This window comes from Pacificispira sp. HM-600, assembly GCF_977993705.1.
This window is the reverse complement of the sequence record NZ_OZ388079.1, coordinates 3,112,659-3,128,921: the sequence shown is the minus strand read 5'-3', so window position 1 is coordinate 3,128,921 and position 16,263 is coordinate 3,112,659. Positions and strand designations below refer to the sequence as shown.

Sequence of the window (16,263 nt, the reverse complement as noted above, 5' to 3'; positions counted from 1 at the left end):
TCGCGGTCTACACGCACCGAACACCCCGATTACTGCCAGGCGAGCGGTGCCGACGGGCACGCAGAGCTCGTGCCAGGACCCGGGCGCGGATGCCTCGGCTAACGTGGATCCGTGACCCACGACGCCTCGCCGACCGAGATTGCCCGACCCCAGACATCCGCTCCCACCGCGCTCCGCGTGCCGCACAGCCGCGAGTTCCACGGCGACGTCGTCGACGATCCGTACGAGTGGCTGCGTGCCAAGGACGATGCCGGAGTCATCGCGCACCTCGAGGCCGAGAACGCGTATACGGCCGAGCGGACGGCGCACCTTGCCGGGCTGCGCGAGCGCATTTTCGGCGAGATCAAGGAGCGCACGCTCGAGACCGACCTGTCGGTGCCCTCGCGTCGCGGCGCGTGGTGGTACTACGGCCGGACGATCGAGGGCAAGCAGTACGGCGTGCAGTGCCGCGCGCCCCTGTCATCGCCGGATGACTGGACCCCGCCAGAGCTCACGCCCGGCGAGCCCGTGCCCGGCGAGCAGGTGCTGCTGGACGCCAACATCGAGGCCGAGGGTAACGAGTTCTTCTCGCTCGGATCGTTCGACGTGTCGGATGACGGACGCCTCATGCTGTTCGGCGTCGACGTTGCGGGCGACGAGCGGTACACGATCCGCGTGCGCGACCTCGAGACCGGTGCCGAACTCGGCGACGAGATACCCGGCACCTCGTCCGGCGCGGAGTTCTCGCCCGACGGCACCTCGATCGTCTACTCGACCGTCGATGACGCGTGGCGACCCGACACCCTCTGGCGGCACATCGTCGGCGCCCCGGTCGCCGACGACATCAAGCTGTTCCACGAGCCCGACGAGCGCTACTGGCTCGGCGGTGGCTTCACGCGCAGCGAGAAGTTCCTCGTGATCGGGCTCGGTTCGTCGATCACGTCCGAGATCTGGCTGGTGCCCGCCGACGACCTGGCGACCGAGCCGCGGGTCGTCTGGCCGCGCCGCGAGGGCATCGAGTACTCGGTCGACCACGCGATCGTCGACGGGGAAGACCAGCTGTACATCCTGCACAACGAGGATGCGCTGGACTTCGAGCTGGTGCGGGTTCCGGCGAGCGACCCCGCCGGCGAGCGCACGGTCGTACGGCCACACACCCCCGGCATCCGCTTGCTGGACGTCGATTGCTTCCGCGACTTCGCGACCATCGAGTACCGGCGCGAGGGGCTCGCGCGCATCGGCCTGCTCGACTACGCGAGCGGGAATGTCGACGAGCTCGCGTTCGACGAACCTCTTTACGCCGCGGGCTTCGGCGGCAACCGGGAGTGGGCCCCGCCGATGCTGCGGCTCGGATACGACTCGTTCGTCACCCCGAACACGGTCTTCGACTACCGCCTGGCCGATGGCGAGCTTCTGCTGCGCAAGCGCCAGCCGGTGCTCGGCGGGTACGAGGCATCCGACTACGAACAGGCCCGGGTGTGGGCGACGGCGCAGGACGGCACCGAGATCCCGATGTCGCTCGTCTGGAAGCGGTCGTTCGGTGATGCCGGCGTCGCGTCCCGACCGCTGCACCTGTACGGCTACGGCTCGTACGAGCACTCGATCGAGCCGCGCTTCTCGGTCGCACGCCTCTCGGAGCTCGACCGCGGCGTCGTGTTCGCGGTCGCGCACGTTCGGGGCGGCGGCGAGATGGGCCGCCAGTGGTACGAGGACGGCAAGCTCTCGAGCAAGCGCAACACGTTCACCGACTTCGTCGACTGCGCGCTGCATCTGATCGGCGCGGGGTACACCACGCCCGAGCGGCTGGTCGCCGAGGGCGGATCGGCCGGCGGGCTGCTCATGGGCGCCGTGGCGAACCTGGCGCCCGAGCTGTTCGCCGGGATCGTCGCGGACGTACCGTTCGTCGACGCCCTGACGACCATCCTCGATCCGTCCCTCCCCCTCACCGTGATCGAGTGGGACGAGTGGGGCGATCCGCTGCACGACGCGGATGTCTACGCGTATATGAAGTCGTACACGCCCTACGAGAACGTGCGCGAGGGCGTGACGTACCCGCGGATCCTGGCCGTCACGTCACTGAACGACACGCGCGTGCTGTACGTCGAGCCCGCGAAGTGGGTCGCGCGCCTGCGCGAGGTCGGCGCCGACGCGATGCTGAAGTGCGAGATGGTCGCCGGCCACGGCGGGGTTTCGGGGCGTTACAACGCGTGGCGCGAGCGGGCGTTCGAGTTGGCCTGGCTGTTCGACGTGCTGGGCGTCGCCGACGCCTGACCCGGGCCGCTCCGCGCTGTGTGTCCCACTTCCTGTGACCCGTGTCCCACTTCGGCACGGTAAACGCCCTGCATACCGCTTCGAAGTGGGACAACCTAGATGAGTGAGTCCGTTTGGTTCAGTGGTCGTAGGCGATGAGGGAGCGTTTGGCGGGGGCGTTGGTGAGCCAGTTGTGCCAGATGCCGGCGGCGAGGGCGAGGAGTCTTGCGGCGACGCGGGAGTAGACGCCTGCGGGGGTTCTGCCGCCGTGGTCTTCGAGGGTGAGTTGGCCTTTGAGGGTGTCGAACACGGACTCGACCCATTGTCGGATGCTGCCGAGTTTCCCGAACCTGGGGGTCTCGTCTTTGCGGTCGGGGCGGATCAGGTGCGCGCCGAGTTCGTTGGTGACGAAGTCCTCGAACTGCTTCCCAGCGAAGCCTTTGTCGCCAACGATGACCTGTCCAGGCTGGATGAGGTGTCTGTCGTGGTCGAGCATCGCTTGGGTGGCTTCGCGTTCACCGATCTTCGGGCTCGCGAGTCCCCAGATCACGGGCATTCCGTCGGGAGTGCAGATCAGATAGAGCCGGAAGCCCCAGAAGTATCGGGAGTGGGATGCGCAGTATCCGTAGTCGGCGTGCCCGGCAAGGTCTGAGCGTTTCACGGTCTCCCGCGATTTCCCGCACGGTAACGGGGTCGAGTCCACCAGCCGGGTGATCTCACCCCAGGACGGGGTGTCACGGGCCAGCTCGGTGATCACCGCAGAGAGAAGCCCGGTGGATTGGCGGACGCGTTTGCCCCACCCGGACTGGCCGGGCAGGTTCGGGAACATGCCCTTCAGGTGAGCGTGCGCGTATCGGATCCATTTCCGATCCGACGCGATCCCGAGCAGGTGTTGCGCGACCAGCAGGCAGAGCAATTCCGCGTCGTTGAGGGCGGGTTTGCGGCCCGGGTGGTGATCGCGGGTGAAGCCGATCGCGGGCAGGATCCGGTCATCGAGGTGGACGTAGAGTGTGATCAGGAGGGTGTTGAGTTCAGTTTTCACACACCGGGGTTAACACCCTCCGCCTGCGATTAACAGCATCCACGCCGACCCAGCCAAACGGACTCACTCATCTAGGGTCGGGCCGGGTCGGGCCGGGCGGACGACGCCGACGCGGGCTCATGCCCCGTGATGCCAGCCGGCACGGATGAGCCCATCCCGCACCCGCTCCACGGCCCGCCACGCCCCGTGCTGCATATGGACATTCAGTATGCGCACGTGCTCCCAACCCTGCTCCCGAATGCTGTCCCATCGGTCGGCATCCTTCGCGAATTGGCGGCGGTCGGTCTCGTGCACACGTCCGTCGTACTCGGCACAGACGCGCCACCGGGGATAGGCGAGATCGAGTTCGGCCACCGGCATCCCGTGTGCGTCACGCAGAACCCAGTTGATCTCCGGCTCGGGCAGACCCCCACGCGTCAACGCCAGTCGCAGTCGTGTCTCGCGAGGCGAACGTACGCCATTGCGCGCCTCGACCAATGCGCGACGAAGGATGCCTCGCCGCACGTCGCCCATCACCTCGATCTCGTCACGCAGCTGCTCCGACGTAGCAAGCGGCTGCTCGCCCGAGATCAGGTAGTCCGCGGCGGCGATGAGGTCGTCGAGAGGCCACAGCGACCCGACCTGGCGCCAGGCACGCACGGGGGACTCGATCGGAAGGCCCAGACGACTCAGAATCACCGCCGATTGCCGCGTCTGAAGGCGATGACCGACGACACCGGGGATGCGGGGTTCGCGACTCGGTCGATGCGCGGCCACATGCAAGCGCGGACGATAAGGCCATTCCGGCATCGGCGTGCCCACCCCTTCGAGCGCGGTCTCGTGGCTGAAGAACTGCCAGTCTGCGAGGCGTGGCGCATACTGCGCGGCGATCTCGAGAGACGACGACGGGACGGGTAGCGACCGCGACGTTCTCAGCCCGCGATACGGCGACCGGAGGTCGCTGCGGGAGAGCCGTGCGGCTTGCACGCCCATATCCCGCGCCTCGGACACCCGGAACACCGGAGGAAGGTCGCTGGGAAGAGGCTCGGGGCGCCGCATCCGCCCAGCGTCCTGGATTTCGAGCCGCGACCCGCCCGAACACGACCTCGTCGCGGACTCACTGCGGCCGCGCGTGGTTGTGGAGGATGCATCCGAGCGCCCGCTATCCCGGATCGTCAGCGGCTCCCGCCAGGGTGTGCGTGTCCCACTTTCAACCGCTGCGCGAGGCGCAGAACGGTCAGAAGTGGGACACTCACCCGAGAAAGTGGGACATCAGCAGCGCGAGGCGCGCCGCGCAATAACCAGCCGGATCAACCGAAGAGCGCCGCGGCCTCTTCGTAGCGGTACAGCGGCACCGTGTTGAGCTCGCCGAGCGCGTCGGCGAAGGGCACCCGCACGATGTCGGTGCCCTTCAGCGACACCATCTGCCCCCATGAACCCTCCACCACGGCGTCGGCCGCATGCAGGCCCAGTCGCGTCGCGAGCACGCGGTCAAAGCCCGAGGGCGAGCCGCCGCGCTGAATGTGGCCCAGCACCGTCGCGCGCGTCTCGATGCCCGTGATCCGCTCGATCTCGGGCGCGAGCACCTCGCTGATGCCGCCGAGACGCGGACGGTTGAATGCGTCGAGCCCCTTGTCGCTGAAGGCTTCGTCCATGTCCTTGAGCTTGAAGCCCTCCGAGACCACGACCAGCGGCGCACGGCCGCGATCGTGAGCCTTCGAGACGAGCTCGCAGATGTCATCGATCGTCATCGGCACCTCAGGGATCAGGATGGCGTGGGCTCCCGCCGCGATGCCCGCGTGCAACGCGATCCACCCCACGTGCCGCCCCATGACCTCGGCGACCATGCACCGCTGGTGCGAGTCGCCGGTCGTGCGCAGCCGGTCCATCGCCTCGGAGGCGATGTTCACCGCCGTGTCGAAGCCGAACGAGTAGTCCGTCGCCCGCAGGTCGTTGTCGATCGTCTTCGGCACGCCGACGACGTTGATGCCGTCCTTCGACAGGCGATCGGCCGCGGCGAGCGTCCCCTCGCCGCCGATCGCGATGATGCCGTCGATGCGGTGCCCATACAGAGTCTTCGCGATGTTCTCGGCGCCGCCGCGGGGACCTTCGTAGGGGTTGGTGCGCGAGGTGCCGAGGATCGTGCCGCCGACCTTCGACAGACCCTTCACCTCGTGGCGCGTGAGGGGAAAGAAGTCGCCGTCGACCACGCCGCGCCATCCGTCACGGATGCCGACGAACTCGAGGTCGTAGTTGGTCGTGCCCTTCAGCACGACGCCGCGAATGACCGCGTTCAGTCCGGGGCAGTCGCCGCCGCTGGTGAGGATGCCGATCTTCATGTCTGATCCTTGCGTTTCGGGAAAGGGATCCGGCGACGTTGCCCCCGTCACACTATCGCCGGATGACTCGCCCTGCTACACGAGCGCTGCCGCACGAGCGCAACCGCATGGCCGGATCGCGGAGGCGTGGCCCCCACGCCTCCGGTCGCCAAAGCCGCTACTCGCCGCCGAGGGCCCGGCGTGTGAGATGCATGAGCGCGCTGAGCTGCACGGAATCGCTCGAGGCCGGGTCGACCGCTTCGCCATCGAGAGCCCGCAGAGACAGACCCTGCTTGGAGTCGATGAGTTCGGCGATCTTCGTGTCGATCGTGTGCGCGGCGATGATGCGCCAGGCCGTGACCGGTTCGCCCTGACCGATGCGGTGTACGCGGTCGATCGCCTGCGTCTGCTCGGCCGCGGTCCAGCTGAGCTCGGCGAGCACGACGTTGGACGCCGCCTGCAGGTTCAGCCCGACACCGGCCGCGGTGAGCGAACACACTGCGATCCCGACGCTCGGGTCGTTGTTGAACGCGTCGATGCCGTCCTGACGGTTCGCCGTGGTCTGATCGCCACGGATCGAGATCGTCTTGAGTCCCGCCGACGCGAAGTGCGCCTCGGCCGCGTCCATGACGTCGATGTGCTTGGCGAAGAAGACGACCTTGCCGACGGCGCGCTGCAGCTGCACCGCGTAGTCGGCCGCGAGGTGCGCCTTCGCCTGACCGATCTTGCGGACCATGGTGAAGACGTTCTCGGACCCGGAACCGGCGGCCTTGGACTCGCCGAGTTCGTTCTGCGCGACGAGCCGCACGATGTCGGCGTCGATGTCGTCCCCGAGAGAATTGGCCATCCCGCGATCTCCGCGGGCGGTGACGATGCGACGATAACGATCGGCGAGGCGCTGACCGAGCTCGCGCTCCGCGTCCCGGATCGAGCGCCCGAATTCGTCGTCGAGCTCGACGGGCAGGTCGGCGACGAGCTTGTCGGGCAGGTCGGCCGCGACATCCTTCTTCTTGCGACGGACGATGCCCATCGAGATGACGGCCTCGCGCGCCTCGGGGTAGAAGGCCTTATCGGCCGGCGTCATGCCGGTCGAATCGAGCTTCTCCATCAGCTCAGGACCGGGCTTCTCGCCATTGGTCCAGCCGAGGAAGCGCCAGATCGCGTCGAAGTCTTCGACGTCGTTGATCAGGGGCGTTCCGGTGAGCGCCATGAGCAGCGGGTTGCCGCCGGGAGTCATCTCGCGGATGCGTCCCGCCAACGTCAGCACGTTCTGCGAACGCTGCGACGAGAGGTTCTTGATGAAGTGCGCCTCGTCGACGACCATGCCGCGCAGGCCGATCGAGCTCAGCCACGCGAGGTGACGGTCGAGGATCTCGTAGTTGACGATGAAGATGTCGGCGAACGCGTCGAGCGTCGCGCCGTCGCCCTGGATGACGGTGGCACGGCGGTGGGGTGTCCACCGCTCGACCTCGCGCGCCCAGTTCATCTTGACGACGTTCGGCACGACCGCGAGCAGCGGGTACGCGCCAGCAACGGATGCTGCGAGCAACGACTGCGCCGTCTTGCCGAGACCCGGTTCGTCGGCGAGCAGGAATGTGCGGTGTCCGTCGCGGACCGACTCGAGAAAGCGCGACTGGTGCGCCATGATCTCGCGACCCTTCGGCGAGAGCCGATCGAACTCGGGCACGGGAGGCAGCTCCATCGAGGCCGCACCGCCTCCGGCTCCGGTCTCGAACGCCTTGTACAGCGGGCCCATCAGTTCCCAGCCGTCGAGTCGACGGCGCGGGCTCTCGCGCCGCACGGGGCGGTCGAGGTCGGGCGCGAGGAACGGGTTGGCGAGCTGGCGAGCCTCGATCGCGGGCGGCACGACCTGCTTCTCGGCGAGTGCGGGCGGAACGACCGGGGCGAGCACGGGAGCCGCATCCGTGATGATGAGCTCGTCGGGGGCAAGTTCGGCACCCGACTCGAGCAGCCAGTCACGGCGCATGCGGCGGGCCACGGGCGACGTCGCCTGGTCGACCTCGAGCAGTTGGATGAGTGAGGTATCGCGCGCGGCGGTCTTCGCGAGAATCGTCGCGACGCCGTCGAGGCGCTTGAGCGACTCGGAGCGCACCGCATCCGGAACCGTGGTGTCGTTCTTGACCCGTGCGCGCTCTTCGCGCACCAGGAACGCGATCACCTGGAACTTGACGCGGTTGGTCGGTCCCAGCTTGCCGCGCTGCGCCTTCGCCTCGACCTCGCGCACCTTGCGCGCGAGGATCGGGATCAGGGGCGCGTCGTCGTCGCGACGTGCGGGCGACTGCTTGCGACGCCTGTTCAGCTGTGGCTGTGCCGTGCTCGGCATGCTCCTCCTGAGCGTGTGCACCGGCTGCTCCGGTGTGATCTCCAGCGCAAGGCTGGCGAGCTGATGAATCCCCGTGGGCGGCTGGTGGGCCGTGACAGACACGGGCGAGAAAAGCGGGGACGAAGCACGAAGCGGATGCCTCGATGCGAACGTCACAGCGCCGTTCCTCCCCTGTATTCTACGGCATCCGGGGCCGTGCTTGTGCGTTCGACGCGTCAGCCGCGCCGATCATCACTCCCAGAGCGTCGCGACGACGTCCTCGGTGTAGCCCTGCGGCCCGAAGTTGATCCAGCGCGTGGAGACCCATCCGTTCGCCCGGAGATAGTGGCTCTCTCCGAACGAATTCTCTTCCTCGGTCTGCTGGATCCGGCACACAGCGCCATCCGCGAGGTCGCCACAGGCGAAACCGGCGGCATCGAGCGCATCGCGCACGGCGTCGGTTTGGTCGGCGTCGACGATCGTGACGTTGGTGGCGAGCCCGTAGGACGACGGCAGCCCCCACGAGCAGCGGAGGGTTTGGGCGCCGGATGCGAGGACCTCGAGCGCTTTCGGTACCTCGGTGGAGTCCATCGTGACGCCCGGATCGTTCAGCGGCGGGTTGCCTGTCTGCAGCAGCGAGAGCATTTCGGCCGAGTAGATGTCTTCGCAGCTCGCCGGGATGGAGATGTCGGCCACGGGCTCCGAGCTGGGCGTCTCCGAGGCCTCTGGCGTCTCACCGAGGGTCGTGATCTCGGGCGTCGGGTCGCCCGTGCTCGTCGGCGTCGGCTCGGGGGCCGCGGCGCAGCCGGCGAGCGCGACCGCGCTCACGACCACCGCGCTCGTTACCCGGGCCAGCGCACCTCGACGAAGCAACGACACGTAGGGATCGGGGCGCATGGCATCCTCTCGGCGCGAGTGACGTTTCCCCAATGTACCGCCGCGGAGAACGCCGAAAGGACCGGATGCCTCGCGTCAGCGCGCGGAACGCAGACGCAGGCTGTTCAGCACGACGAAGACGCTGGAGAACGCCATCGCCAGGCCCGCAACCATCGGGTTCAGCAGACCCAACGCTGCGAGCGGGATCGCCGCGGCGTTGTATCCGAACGCCCAGAAGAGGTTGCCCCGGATCGTCCGCATCGTGCGGCGAGCGAGCCGGAGCGCCGTGACGATCGACTCGGGGCCGTTGCGGACGAGGGTGATGTCGCTGGCGTGCATCGCGGCATCCGTCCCGCCGCCCATTGCTATTCCGAGATCTGCCGCGGCGAGAGCGGCGGCATCGTTCACCCCGTCGCCGACCATCGCCACCCGACGTCCGGCCGCCCGCCGACGCTCCACCTCGGCCAACTTCGCCTCGGGCAACACCCCGGCAACGACCTCGTCGATACCGACCCGTGCCGCGACCGCGTGAGCTGCGCCCGGGCCATCGCCCGTGAGCAGCACGACGTCGATCCCCTGTTCACGCAGGCTCGCCACGGCCCGCCCCGCGCCCGCACGCACGTCGTCACCGACGGCGAAGGCGGGACTGCCCGCGAAGGCACGCACACCGTCGACGAGGTCGGTCACTCCCCGGCCCGCGTGACTGCGGAAGTCGTCCACCACGACGGCTGTGGGGGTTGTTGCTCCGGAGGACACGGCTGACGGCACACCATCCGACGCGACGAAGGTCGCGATAGCGCGCGCTATCGGATGCTCCGACCGACCCTCGAGCGCGGAGGCAACCGGCAGCACGTCGGCGCGGGCGCTGTCTCGTGCCACAACGACCTCGCGGACCGTCATGGCACCGGTCGTGAGCGTGCCGGTCTTGTCGATCAGCACGGTGTCGATGGGGTTCGCGGATTCGATCGCCTCGGGACCCGTGATGAGTACGCCCAATTGCGCGCCGCGGCCCGTGCGGACCAGCAGTCGCCCATCGACAGCGACGGTGCCACCGGTGACTTCGCCGCCCGTGCCGACCTCGATCGGGAAGGACTCGCCGGTCGACACCGAGGCGTCCACGGCCGCTCGACCCTCGACGACGATCCCGTCTGTTGCGATCGTTTCGCCCGGACGGACGACGAACGTGTCGTCGACCCGCAACCGGTCGACGGGGATGCGCCGACCGCTCTCGAGTTCGACGTCTTTTGCGCCGAGGTCCATGAGCGACCGCAGTGCGGCTCCAGCGCGGCGGCGCGAGCGTTGCTCGATGTAGCGACCGAGCAAGAGGAACACCGTGACCGCCGCGGCGACCTCGAAGTAGACGAGCGCTGTCGCGTCATGGACGGGCCCGAAGAGCACGACGTCGTGCCGCAGCCCGATCTGCCCCGCGTTGCCGAAGAACAGCGTCCACACGCTCCACAGGTAAGCGGCCATCGTGCCCAGGGTGATCAGGGTGTCCATCGCGGCTGCGCCGTGCCGTGCGGCTGCGAATGCGGCGCGGTGGAACGGCCAGCCTCCCCAGAACACGATCGGGGTAGCGAGCACGAGCGACACCCATTGCCAACCCGCGAACTGCCACGCCGGAACCATTCCGAGCACGACGACCGGCAGGGCGAGCGCCGCGCTGACGATCAGACGAGTCGCGAGCCGGGTCTGGCCCGGCACGTCTTCCACGTCGTGCTGGTGCCCGCCGGGGTCGTCCGAATCGTTCGGGCCGTGGTCGCCCGAGTCGTTCGGGCCGTGCCCGTCACCGGTGCCGCGTTCTTCATGCGCGTGCGCCTGCGCCGAGCTCGCGTATGGAACCGGCCGAACACGCGCGGTGTACCCGGCTTCGGCGACCGCCGCCACGAGTCGCGCATCATCGACATCCGCCGACAGTTGCTCGCGCGCAGACTCGGTGGCCAGATTCACGGATGTCGAGACTCCATCGACCTTCTCGAGGCGCTTCTCAACGCGCGCAACACAGCTGGCACACGTCATGCCTTCGATGTCGAGGGTCGCCTCGCGGTACAGGGTGGGAACGGCGGAGGTCATACCCCCCTGGGGTATTCCCGAACGTCCGAAACCATGCGATCAGGAGGAGGCCAACCACGTTGCGAGCCTCTCGGGCCGATCCGTGACGATCCCGTCTACGCCGAGATCGATGGCGTCGCGCCACTCGCGATCCTTATTGAACGTGTAGACCACCACACGGAGACCGGCGGCGTGCAACTCGTCCACGATCTCGGGGCGTGCGATCACGGCGCTGCCCTTCGCCACCACACCTCGCACCCCGAGTGCCCGCGCGGCCTGTACGACGTCGTCCGGAAGCGACCGCAGGATGGCGAGGCGCGAAATGACCTCAGACTCCGTCGCCACCACGGCGAGAGTGCGGGCGTCGAAACTCGATACGGCGACCCTTCGCTCGAGGCCGCGCGTCTCGATCTCGGCGACCAGGTGCGCCATCGCGACGGGGGTCCACTTTCCCTTCAGTTCGATCAGCGCGCGACTCTCGGAGGCGGCGAGAACGTCGAGGAATTCTTCGACCAGCGGCACGGGGGTACCCACGAACGCCGCGCCGAACCATCCGCCCGCGTCGAGGGATCGAACGTATGCCAGCGGAAGGTCTCCGAGGCGACCCGACCCGTTCGTCGTCCGATCGACCGTGGCGTCATGCATCAGCACGGCCGCGCCATCAGCGGTCAGCGCCACATCGACCTCGACGTAGTCGAACCCCGCCGCTAGCGCCGCAAGGACGCCGGGCAACGTGTTCTCGGGGGCGCTGTCGGCGTCGCCGCGATGGCTTGCGACAAACGCTGGCTGGCCCGGGTCGCGGGCCCCGCCCATCAGCTCGCGCGCGGAAACCGGAGCGGGCGATGCACCCAGAAAGGCGACCGTGAGGCTCATGGCTGCGAGCACGGCGATGACGATCAGCGGGCCGGCGCTGCGAGTGGCAGCGCGCCCGTCGGCGACGGTTTCGGGCATCGTCGATCCTTCGAGACAGCCGCGTCGTCGTTGACGCGTGAGCCCACTTTAGACCCCACCGTTATTGTTTCGTTACAGCGAAAGACCGCGGAAGCAACCGGTGGCGGCGGCGCGTACGCTGGAAAGCATGCCCCTCGACATCACCGAGGCCGCACTCGCGGCCACCCTTGACCACGCGATCCTCAAGCCCGACTTCACCCGCGCCGACGTCGACGCCGAGCTCGAGACAGCGGCACTCTGGCGTGTATTCAGCGTCTGCGTGCGCCCGTCCGACATCCCGTACGCCGTCGCACGACTCGAGGGCACCGGCGTCGCGGTCGGCACCGTGATCGGTTTTCCGCACGGCACCACCTCGACCGCCGCGAAGGTCGCGGAGGCCCACCAGGCCATTGCCGACGGCGCGACCGAGCTCGACATGGTCGTGAACATCGGATGGCTGCGCTCAGGCCTCGATGACGAGGTCACCGCGGACATCGCGGCCGTGGTCGAAGCCGCTGGCGGCCTGATCACGAAGGTCATCCTCGAGACGTCGCTGCTCGACGACGAGCAGATCGCCCGGGGAAGCCGCTTGACCGAAGCCGGCGGCGCCGACTTCGTCAAGACGTCGACCGGATTCGCCGGCGGCGGTGCGACCGTCCCCCACGTCGAGCTGATGCGCGCGAGCGTCGGCCCCCAGGTTCAGGTCAAAGCATCCGGCGGCGTCCGTGGCCTCGACACGGCGCTCGAGATGCTCGACGCCGGCGCGACACGCCTCGGCACCAGCGCGAGCGCGACGATCCTCGGCGAGCTGCGCGCCCGCCTGAGCGGTAGCGAGACGCGCACCACGATCGACGAGTCGTCGTACTGACGCCCACCGCTGGTCGTTCGGAGTTGCGCTCAGCCGCGTCGCTGCGCGTCTGACGCAGAGGGCACCGTCAAGAGGATCTCGCGGGACCGCTCGACATCGTCCGCCATCTGATCTTTCAGCGCTTCGATTCCGGCGAAAGCCGACATCCCCCGAAGGCGTGCGACGAACTGGACCTCGACGACGTGCCCGTAGAGGTCCAGTTCGGTCTCGTCGAGGACGTATGCCTCGACCTGCCTGCGGTGAACGTCGTCGAAGGTCGGGTTGTCGCCGACCGAGATGGCGGCGGGGTAGCGCACACGCGTGCCCGGCTGGCTCGCCGCGACGCCGTCGATCAGCCACCCGGCGTACACCCCGTCACGGGGCACGAGGCCCTGTGTGGCGGCCTCGAGGTTTGCGGTGGGGTAGCCGAGCTCGCGCCCGCGCTTCGCACCGTGCACGACCTCACCCCAGACGGCGGGCGGACGGCCGAGTAGCTGAGCCGCCGTTGCGACATCGCCGCTGGCGAGCAGTTCGCGAATCCACGTGGACGAGACGCGCCGACCGCTCGGCGCGCTGCGCACATCCGGCAGCTCGTCGACCGTGAAGCCGTACCGCTCGCCCAGCTCGCGCAGAATCGCAGGTGTGCCGGCTCCGTCGCGCCCGAACCGGAAGTCTTCGCCGATGAGGACGGAGCGTGCGTGCAGCGAATCAACCAGGACGCGGCGGACGAAGTCCTCGGGTTCTTCCGAGGCGAGCTTCTCGTTGAACTCGAGCATGAGCGTCGCGTCGATCCCGGTCGACGCGAGCAGGGCCGCTTTCTGGTGCGGCGCGACAAGGGCGGGCGGCAGCTTCGCGGGGTTCAGAAGAGCAAGGGGGTGTCGGTCGAACGTGACGACGGCCGACCGCGCGCCCAGACCTGCCGCGTCCACGAGCATCTTCTGCAGAACCGCGCGATGTCCCGCATGTACGCCGTCGAACTTGCCGATAGCGACAACGGTCGGCCCGAAGTCATCGGGCACCTCGTCCGGCGAGCGGAAGAGGATCATTTCCGCTCCCCGGCAACGGCTGATGTCTCGGCGTACGACACGTCGGCGTCCGAGACGGGCGGGTGCGTTCTCAGCCACCACAATCCTACGAAGGGCAGCACCAACGGAATGAACAGGTACCCGTATCCGAACACCGACCAGACGGTGGGGTGCTGAAACACGTCCGGGAACACGAGGCTCAGGGTGCCGACGACCAGGACCCCGAGCAGCTCGAAGGTGATCGCGACCCACGCCACGATGTACCACGTGCGCGTTCCGGCGAACACGAGTGCGAGCGTCGCCAGCAGGTAGACGGCAGCCGCCAAGGCCGACAGCGAATACGCGACCGGCGCCTCGTCGAAGCGCTGCGCGATCTGCACGAACGAGCGTCCGAGAGCGGCCAGCGCCATAATGGCGTACACCGCAACCAGCACACGTCCGATGCCGGTCATCCGTCGGCGCGCAGGAGATCTCATAACCCGTCAATCTTACGGCGGTCCTCCGACCCTGCGAGGCGCCCGCGTCATTCAGCCGATCGGTGCGGTCCAAATGACCTGCATACGCCAGACCATGACCGCAATGGACAGGGCCACGACACCCATGATCACGGTGCTCCAGCGACTGCGCTCCAGGAGCGCCCAGGCGACGCCCGCCGCGGGCAAGAGCGCGGCCGATATGAGGTAGACCCAGAATTCCAGCGCGCTGCCCGTCGGAGGGTTGCCGACGAGAGGCGCGCCGATCGAGACGACGACCTGCGCGATCAGCAGCAGTTCGATGAGCGCGAGTGAACCGACGGTCCAGTCGCTGGGTCGTCGACCCGCGAGGCCCGCCACGAGGCTGAAGAGTCCGACCGCTACCGCCACCACCACCTGCGTGATCGTGAACCACAGGATCATCGCGCTCCCCCGCTCTCCGCAGCACCCTCGGTCGTGCCTTCGGCCGGGGTACCTGTCGGCAGGTTCATCAGGCTCTTGAGGTCATCGCCGCGCCGGCCGATGATCCCGATGAGCTCCCCGGCCGGATCGATCGCGGCGGCATGCTCGCCCACGATGCGTCCAGCAGCGCCGGTCAGACGCTGACCGTGACGCAGAGCGGATGCCTCGGCATCCGTCACCTCGATGCCCCCGAGCACCCGCACGGCGACATCGGCGGACGACAGCAGCGGTTCGGTCGCGATCGCCTCGGGGACTACAGCATCGGCGATTTCGAATGGTCCGACGCGGGTCCGCCGGAGCGCTGTGAGGTGTCCCCCGACGCCGAGCGCAGACCCCAGGTCGCGGGCCAACGCACGGATGTAGGTGCCGCTCGAGCAGTCGACGACGACGTCGAGGTCAACCGTTTCGTCGGTACGTCGCACATCAAGCACGTCGAACCGCGACACGGTCACCTCACGTGAGGCGAGCACGACCTCCTCCCCCGCGCGGGCGAGGTCGTAGGCCCGGCGCCCGCCGACCTTGATGGCCGACACCGTGCTCGGGACCTGAGAGATGCGCCCGGTGAGCGCAGCGATGTGGGCGTGGATGGCCTCGGTATCGACCGCCGCGAGCACCTGTGGGTCGGAACGCCATACGATCTCGCCGTCCGAGTCATCCGAATCCGTCGCGGCACCGAGTCGGATCGTCGCCTCGTAGGTCTTGTCGAGCCCGACCAGATAGGTCAGCAAGCGCGTCGCTGCATCGACCCCCAGCACCAGCAGTCCCGTGGCGAGGGGATCGAGGGTCCCGGCGTGGCCGATTTTGCGCGTGCCGAGCGCCTTGCGAGCCCGCGAAACGACGTCGTGGCTCGTCATCCCGTCCGGCTTGTCGACGAGCAGGATGCCGGGTCCGTGTGCGCTGGCCATCAGCAGAAATCGGCGTACATACGCCGCGGATGCTCGGGGTCGGTGTTGTCGACGATGACGGACGCTGCACGAGAGGGAGCCGCCTCGCGCCGGTACAGCTCCTGACCGGCGCGGTACCGGTGGTTTGCGGGCGCCGTGGGGTCGGGATCGGAGCCGTCGCGCACGGCCATCCGCTGCGAGGCGACATCGACGGGCACCTCGAGCCACACCGACCAGTGCCACAGCCCTCGCAAGGTCGGCCGATGGAGGAAGATGCCGTCGATGATCAGCACCGCGTCCTCGGGCCCCGTCACCCAGCGCGCCTCGGCGCGAACATCGCGATCGACGTCCCAGGCTGCGAGCTGGAAGCCGGTCGAGGGCATCGTGGCGCCGTCGCGGAAGGGGTCGATCAAGACGCGGCGCAACGTCGCCTCGTCGTAGGAGTCCTGATAGAAGCCCTCGGGCGAGTCGCGGCCGCGCGCGTAGCGCTCTGCTCGAGGTCGGTGGAAGCCGTCGACCGAGGCGCGGAAGACGGATGCCCCGTCCTCGGCGAACACGTCGGCAAGTCCGTCGGCGAAGATCGTCTTGCCCGCACCGTCGATGCCGTCCACCGCGATGATCACGCGGCCGGCCCGGTACGAACGGCGCACCTCGTCGCGGAGCTCCCGCAGCAGGGTCGTGCGGGGCGTGACGGGCAGGCGCATCCCCCCAGCCTACGGCGCAAACCGGAGCGCGAAACTTCATCTATGTCACCGATACAGGGCGAAAATGTGCCACAGGTGAAGTCTCGAGCGAGGAACGGGTGGGGTGCGGGGATCGTAGG

14 protein-coding genes are annotated in these 16,263 nt (G+C 68.3%); 2 read left to right on the top strand and 12 right to left on the bottom strand.

Translation table 11 applies throughout. From position 1 onward, the window contains the following. Positions 1–111: 111 nt before the first annotated feature. Complete coding sequence (locus ACXZ1E_RS14935) at positions 112–2,250, top strand: S9 family peptidase (protein ID WP_458041238.1); 2,139 nt, start codon at positions 112–114, stop codon at positions 2,248–2,250. A gap of 118 nt (positions 2,251–2,368) precedes the next feature. Here the strand turns inward: ACXZ1E_RS14935 and ACXZ1E_RS14930 are convergent, their stop codons facing one another. From ACXZ1E_RS14930 to ACXZ1E_RS14900, 7 genes are all read right to left on the bottom strand, one after another. Then, entirely contained in the window at positions 2,369–3,271 is a 903-nt protein-coding gene (locus ACXZ1E_RS14930) for an IS982 family transposase (RefSeq protein WP_458040813.1), read from the bottom strand. A 117-nt stretch (positions 3,272–3,388) separates the two neighbouring features. Further along, positions 3,389–4,309, bottom strand: coding sequence for a hypothetical protein (locus ACXZ1E_RS14925; protein ID WP_458041237.1), 921 nt, complete (start codon positions 4,307–4,309; stop codon positions 3,389–3,391). 251 nt (positions 4,310–4,560) lie between these two features. Further along, positions 4,561–5,589 (bottom strand): ATP-dependent 6-phosphofructokinase, encoded by a 1,029-nt coding sequence (locus tag ACXZ1E_RS14920; RefSeq protein WP_458041236.1) that lies wholly within the window; start codon positions 5,587–5,589, stop codon positions 4,561–4,563. A 157-nt stretch (positions 5,590–5,746) separates the two neighbouring features. Then, positions 5,747–7,912 (bottom strand): DEAD/DEAH box helicase, encoded by a 2,166-nt coding sequence (locus tag ACXZ1E_RS14915; protein WP_458041235.1) that lies wholly within the window; start codon positions 7,910–7,912, stop codon positions 5,747–5,749. Between the two features lie 231 nt (positions 7,913–8,143). After that, positions 8,144–8,788 (bottom strand): hypothetical protein, encoded by a 645-nt coding sequence (locus ACXZ1E_RS14910; RefSeq protein WP_458041234.1) that lies wholly within the window; start codon positions 8,786–8,788, stop codon positions 8,144–8,146. A gap of 75 nt (positions 8,789–8,863) precedes the next feature. Further along, positions 8,864–10,840, bottom strand: a complete 1,977-nt coding sequence (locus tag ACXZ1E_RS14905; protein ID WP_458041233.1) for a heavy metal translocating P-type ATPase — start codon at positions 10,838–10,840, stop codon at positions 8,864–8,866. Between the two features lie 39 nt (positions 10,841–10,879). After that, positions 10,880–11,770, bottom strand: a complete 891-nt coding sequence (locus ACXZ1E_RS14900) for a glycerophosphodiester phosphodiesterase (RefSeq protein ID WP_458041232.1) — start codon at positions 11,768–11,770, stop codon at positions 10,880–10,882. Positions 11,771–11,897: 127 nt separating this feature from the next. On the opposite strand from ACXZ1E_RS14900, the gene deoC reads away from it, so the two are divergent. Then, a complete protein-coding gene (gene deoC / locus ACXZ1E_RS14895; protein WP_458041231.1) occupies positions 11,898–12,617 on the top strand; it encodes a deoxyribose-phosphate aldolase in 720 nt (239 codons plus the stop codon). A gap of 29 nt (positions 12,618–12,646) precedes the next feature. On the opposite strand, the gene ACXZ1E_RS14890 is transcribed toward deoC, so the two are convergent. The 5 genes from ACXZ1E_RS14890 to ACXZ1E_RS14870 are packed head-to-tail and all read right to left on the bottom strand — an operon-like array spanning position 12,647 to position 16,144. Further along, positions 12,647–13,642 carry a bifunctional riboflavin kinase/FAD synthetase gene (locus tag ACXZ1E_RS14890; protein ID WP_458041230.1) on the bottom strand — a complete coding sequence of 332 codons (996 nt, stop codon included), beginning with the start codon at positions 13,640–13,642 and terminating at the stop codon, positions 12,647–12,649. Beyond that, a complete protein-coding gene (locus tag ACXZ1E_RS14885) occupies positions 13,639–14,097 on the bottom strand; it encodes a hypothetical protein (RefSeq protein WP_458041229.1) in 459 nt (152 codons plus the stop codon). The genes ACXZ1E_RS14890 and ACXZ1E_RS14885 overlap by 4 nt, the downstream gene beginning before the upstream one ends. Positions 14,098–14,148: 51 nt before the next feature. Further along, positions 14,149–14,517 (bottom strand): hypothetical protein, encoded by a 369-nt coding sequence (locus ACXZ1E_RS14880; RefSeq protein ID WP_458041228.1) that lies wholly within the window; start codon positions 14,515–14,517, stop codon positions 14,149–14,151. Then, complete coding sequence (truB, locus tag ACXZ1E_RS14875; protein ID WP_458041227.1) at positions 14,514–15,461, bottom strand: tRNA pseudouridine(55) synthase TruB; 948 nt, start codon at positions 15,459–15,461, stop codon at positions 14,514–14,516. The genes ACXZ1E_RS14880 and truB overlap by 4 nt, the downstream gene beginning before the upstream one ends. Continuing rightward, positions 15,461–16,144 carry a uridine kinase gene (locus ACXZ1E_RS14870; protein WP_458041226.1) on the bottom strand — a complete coding sequence of 228 codons (684 nt, stop codon included), beginning with the start codon at positions 16,142–16,144 and terminating at the stop codon, positions 15,461–15,463. Before ACXZ1E_RS14870 ends, truB begins: the two co-directional genes overlap by 1 nt. Positions 16,145–16,263: the final 119 nt, after the last annotated feature.

Excerpts from the sequence above, each read along its gene's own strand:
- ACXZ1E_RS14905 (WP_458041233.1), bottom strand. The coding sequence starts at position 10,840 with ATGACCTCCGCCGTTCCCACCCTGTACCGCGAGGCGACCCTCGACATC.
- ACXZ1E_RS14925 (WP_458041237.1), bottom strand. The coding sequence starts at position 4,309 with ATGCGGCGCCCCGAGCCTCTTCCCAGCGACCTTCCTCCGGTGTTCCGG.
- deoC (WP_458041231.1), top strand. The coding sequence starts at position 11,898 with ATGCCCCTCGACATCACCGAGGCCGCACTCGCGGCCACCCTTGACCAC.
- ACXZ1E_RS14920 (WP_458041236.1), bottom strand. The coding sequence starts at position 5,589 with ATGAAGATCGGCATCCTCACCAGCGGCGGCGACTGCCCCGGACTGAAC.
- truB (WP_458041227.1), bottom strand. The coding sequence starts at position 15,461 with ATGGCCAGCGCACACGGACCCGGCATCCTGCTCGTCGACAAGCCGGAC.
- ACXZ1E_RS14890 (WP_458041230.1), bottom strand. The coding sequence starts at position 13,642 with ATGATCCTCTTCCGCTCGCCGGACGAGGTGCCCGATGACTTCGGGCCG.
- ACXZ1E_RS14870 (WP_458041226.1), bottom strand. The coding sequence starts at position 16,144 with ATGCGCCTGCCCGTCACGCCCCGCACGACCCTGCTGCGGGAGCTCCGC.
- ACXZ1E_RS14900 (WP_458041232.1), bottom strand. The coding sequence starts at position 11,770 with ATGCCCGAAACCGTCGCCGACGGGCGCGCTGCCACTCGCAGCGCCGGC.
- ACXZ1E_RS14880 (WP_458041228.1), bottom strand. The coding sequence starts at position 14,517 with ATGATCCTGTGGTTCACGATCACGCAGGTGGTGGTGGCGGTAGCGGTC.
- ACXZ1E_RS14915 (WP_458041235.1), bottom strand. The coding sequence starts at position 7,912 with ATGCCGAGCACGGCACAGCCACAGCTGAACAGGCGTCGCAAGCAGTCG.
- ACXZ1E_RS14885 (WP_458041229.1), bottom strand. The coding sequence starts at position 14,097 with ATGAGATCTCCTGCGCGCCGACGGATGACCGGCATCGGACGTGTGCTG.
- ACXZ1E_RS14910 (WP_458041234.1), bottom strand. The coding sequence starts at position 8,788 with ATGCGCCCCGATCCCTACGTGTCGTTGCTTCGTCGAGGTGCGCTGGCC.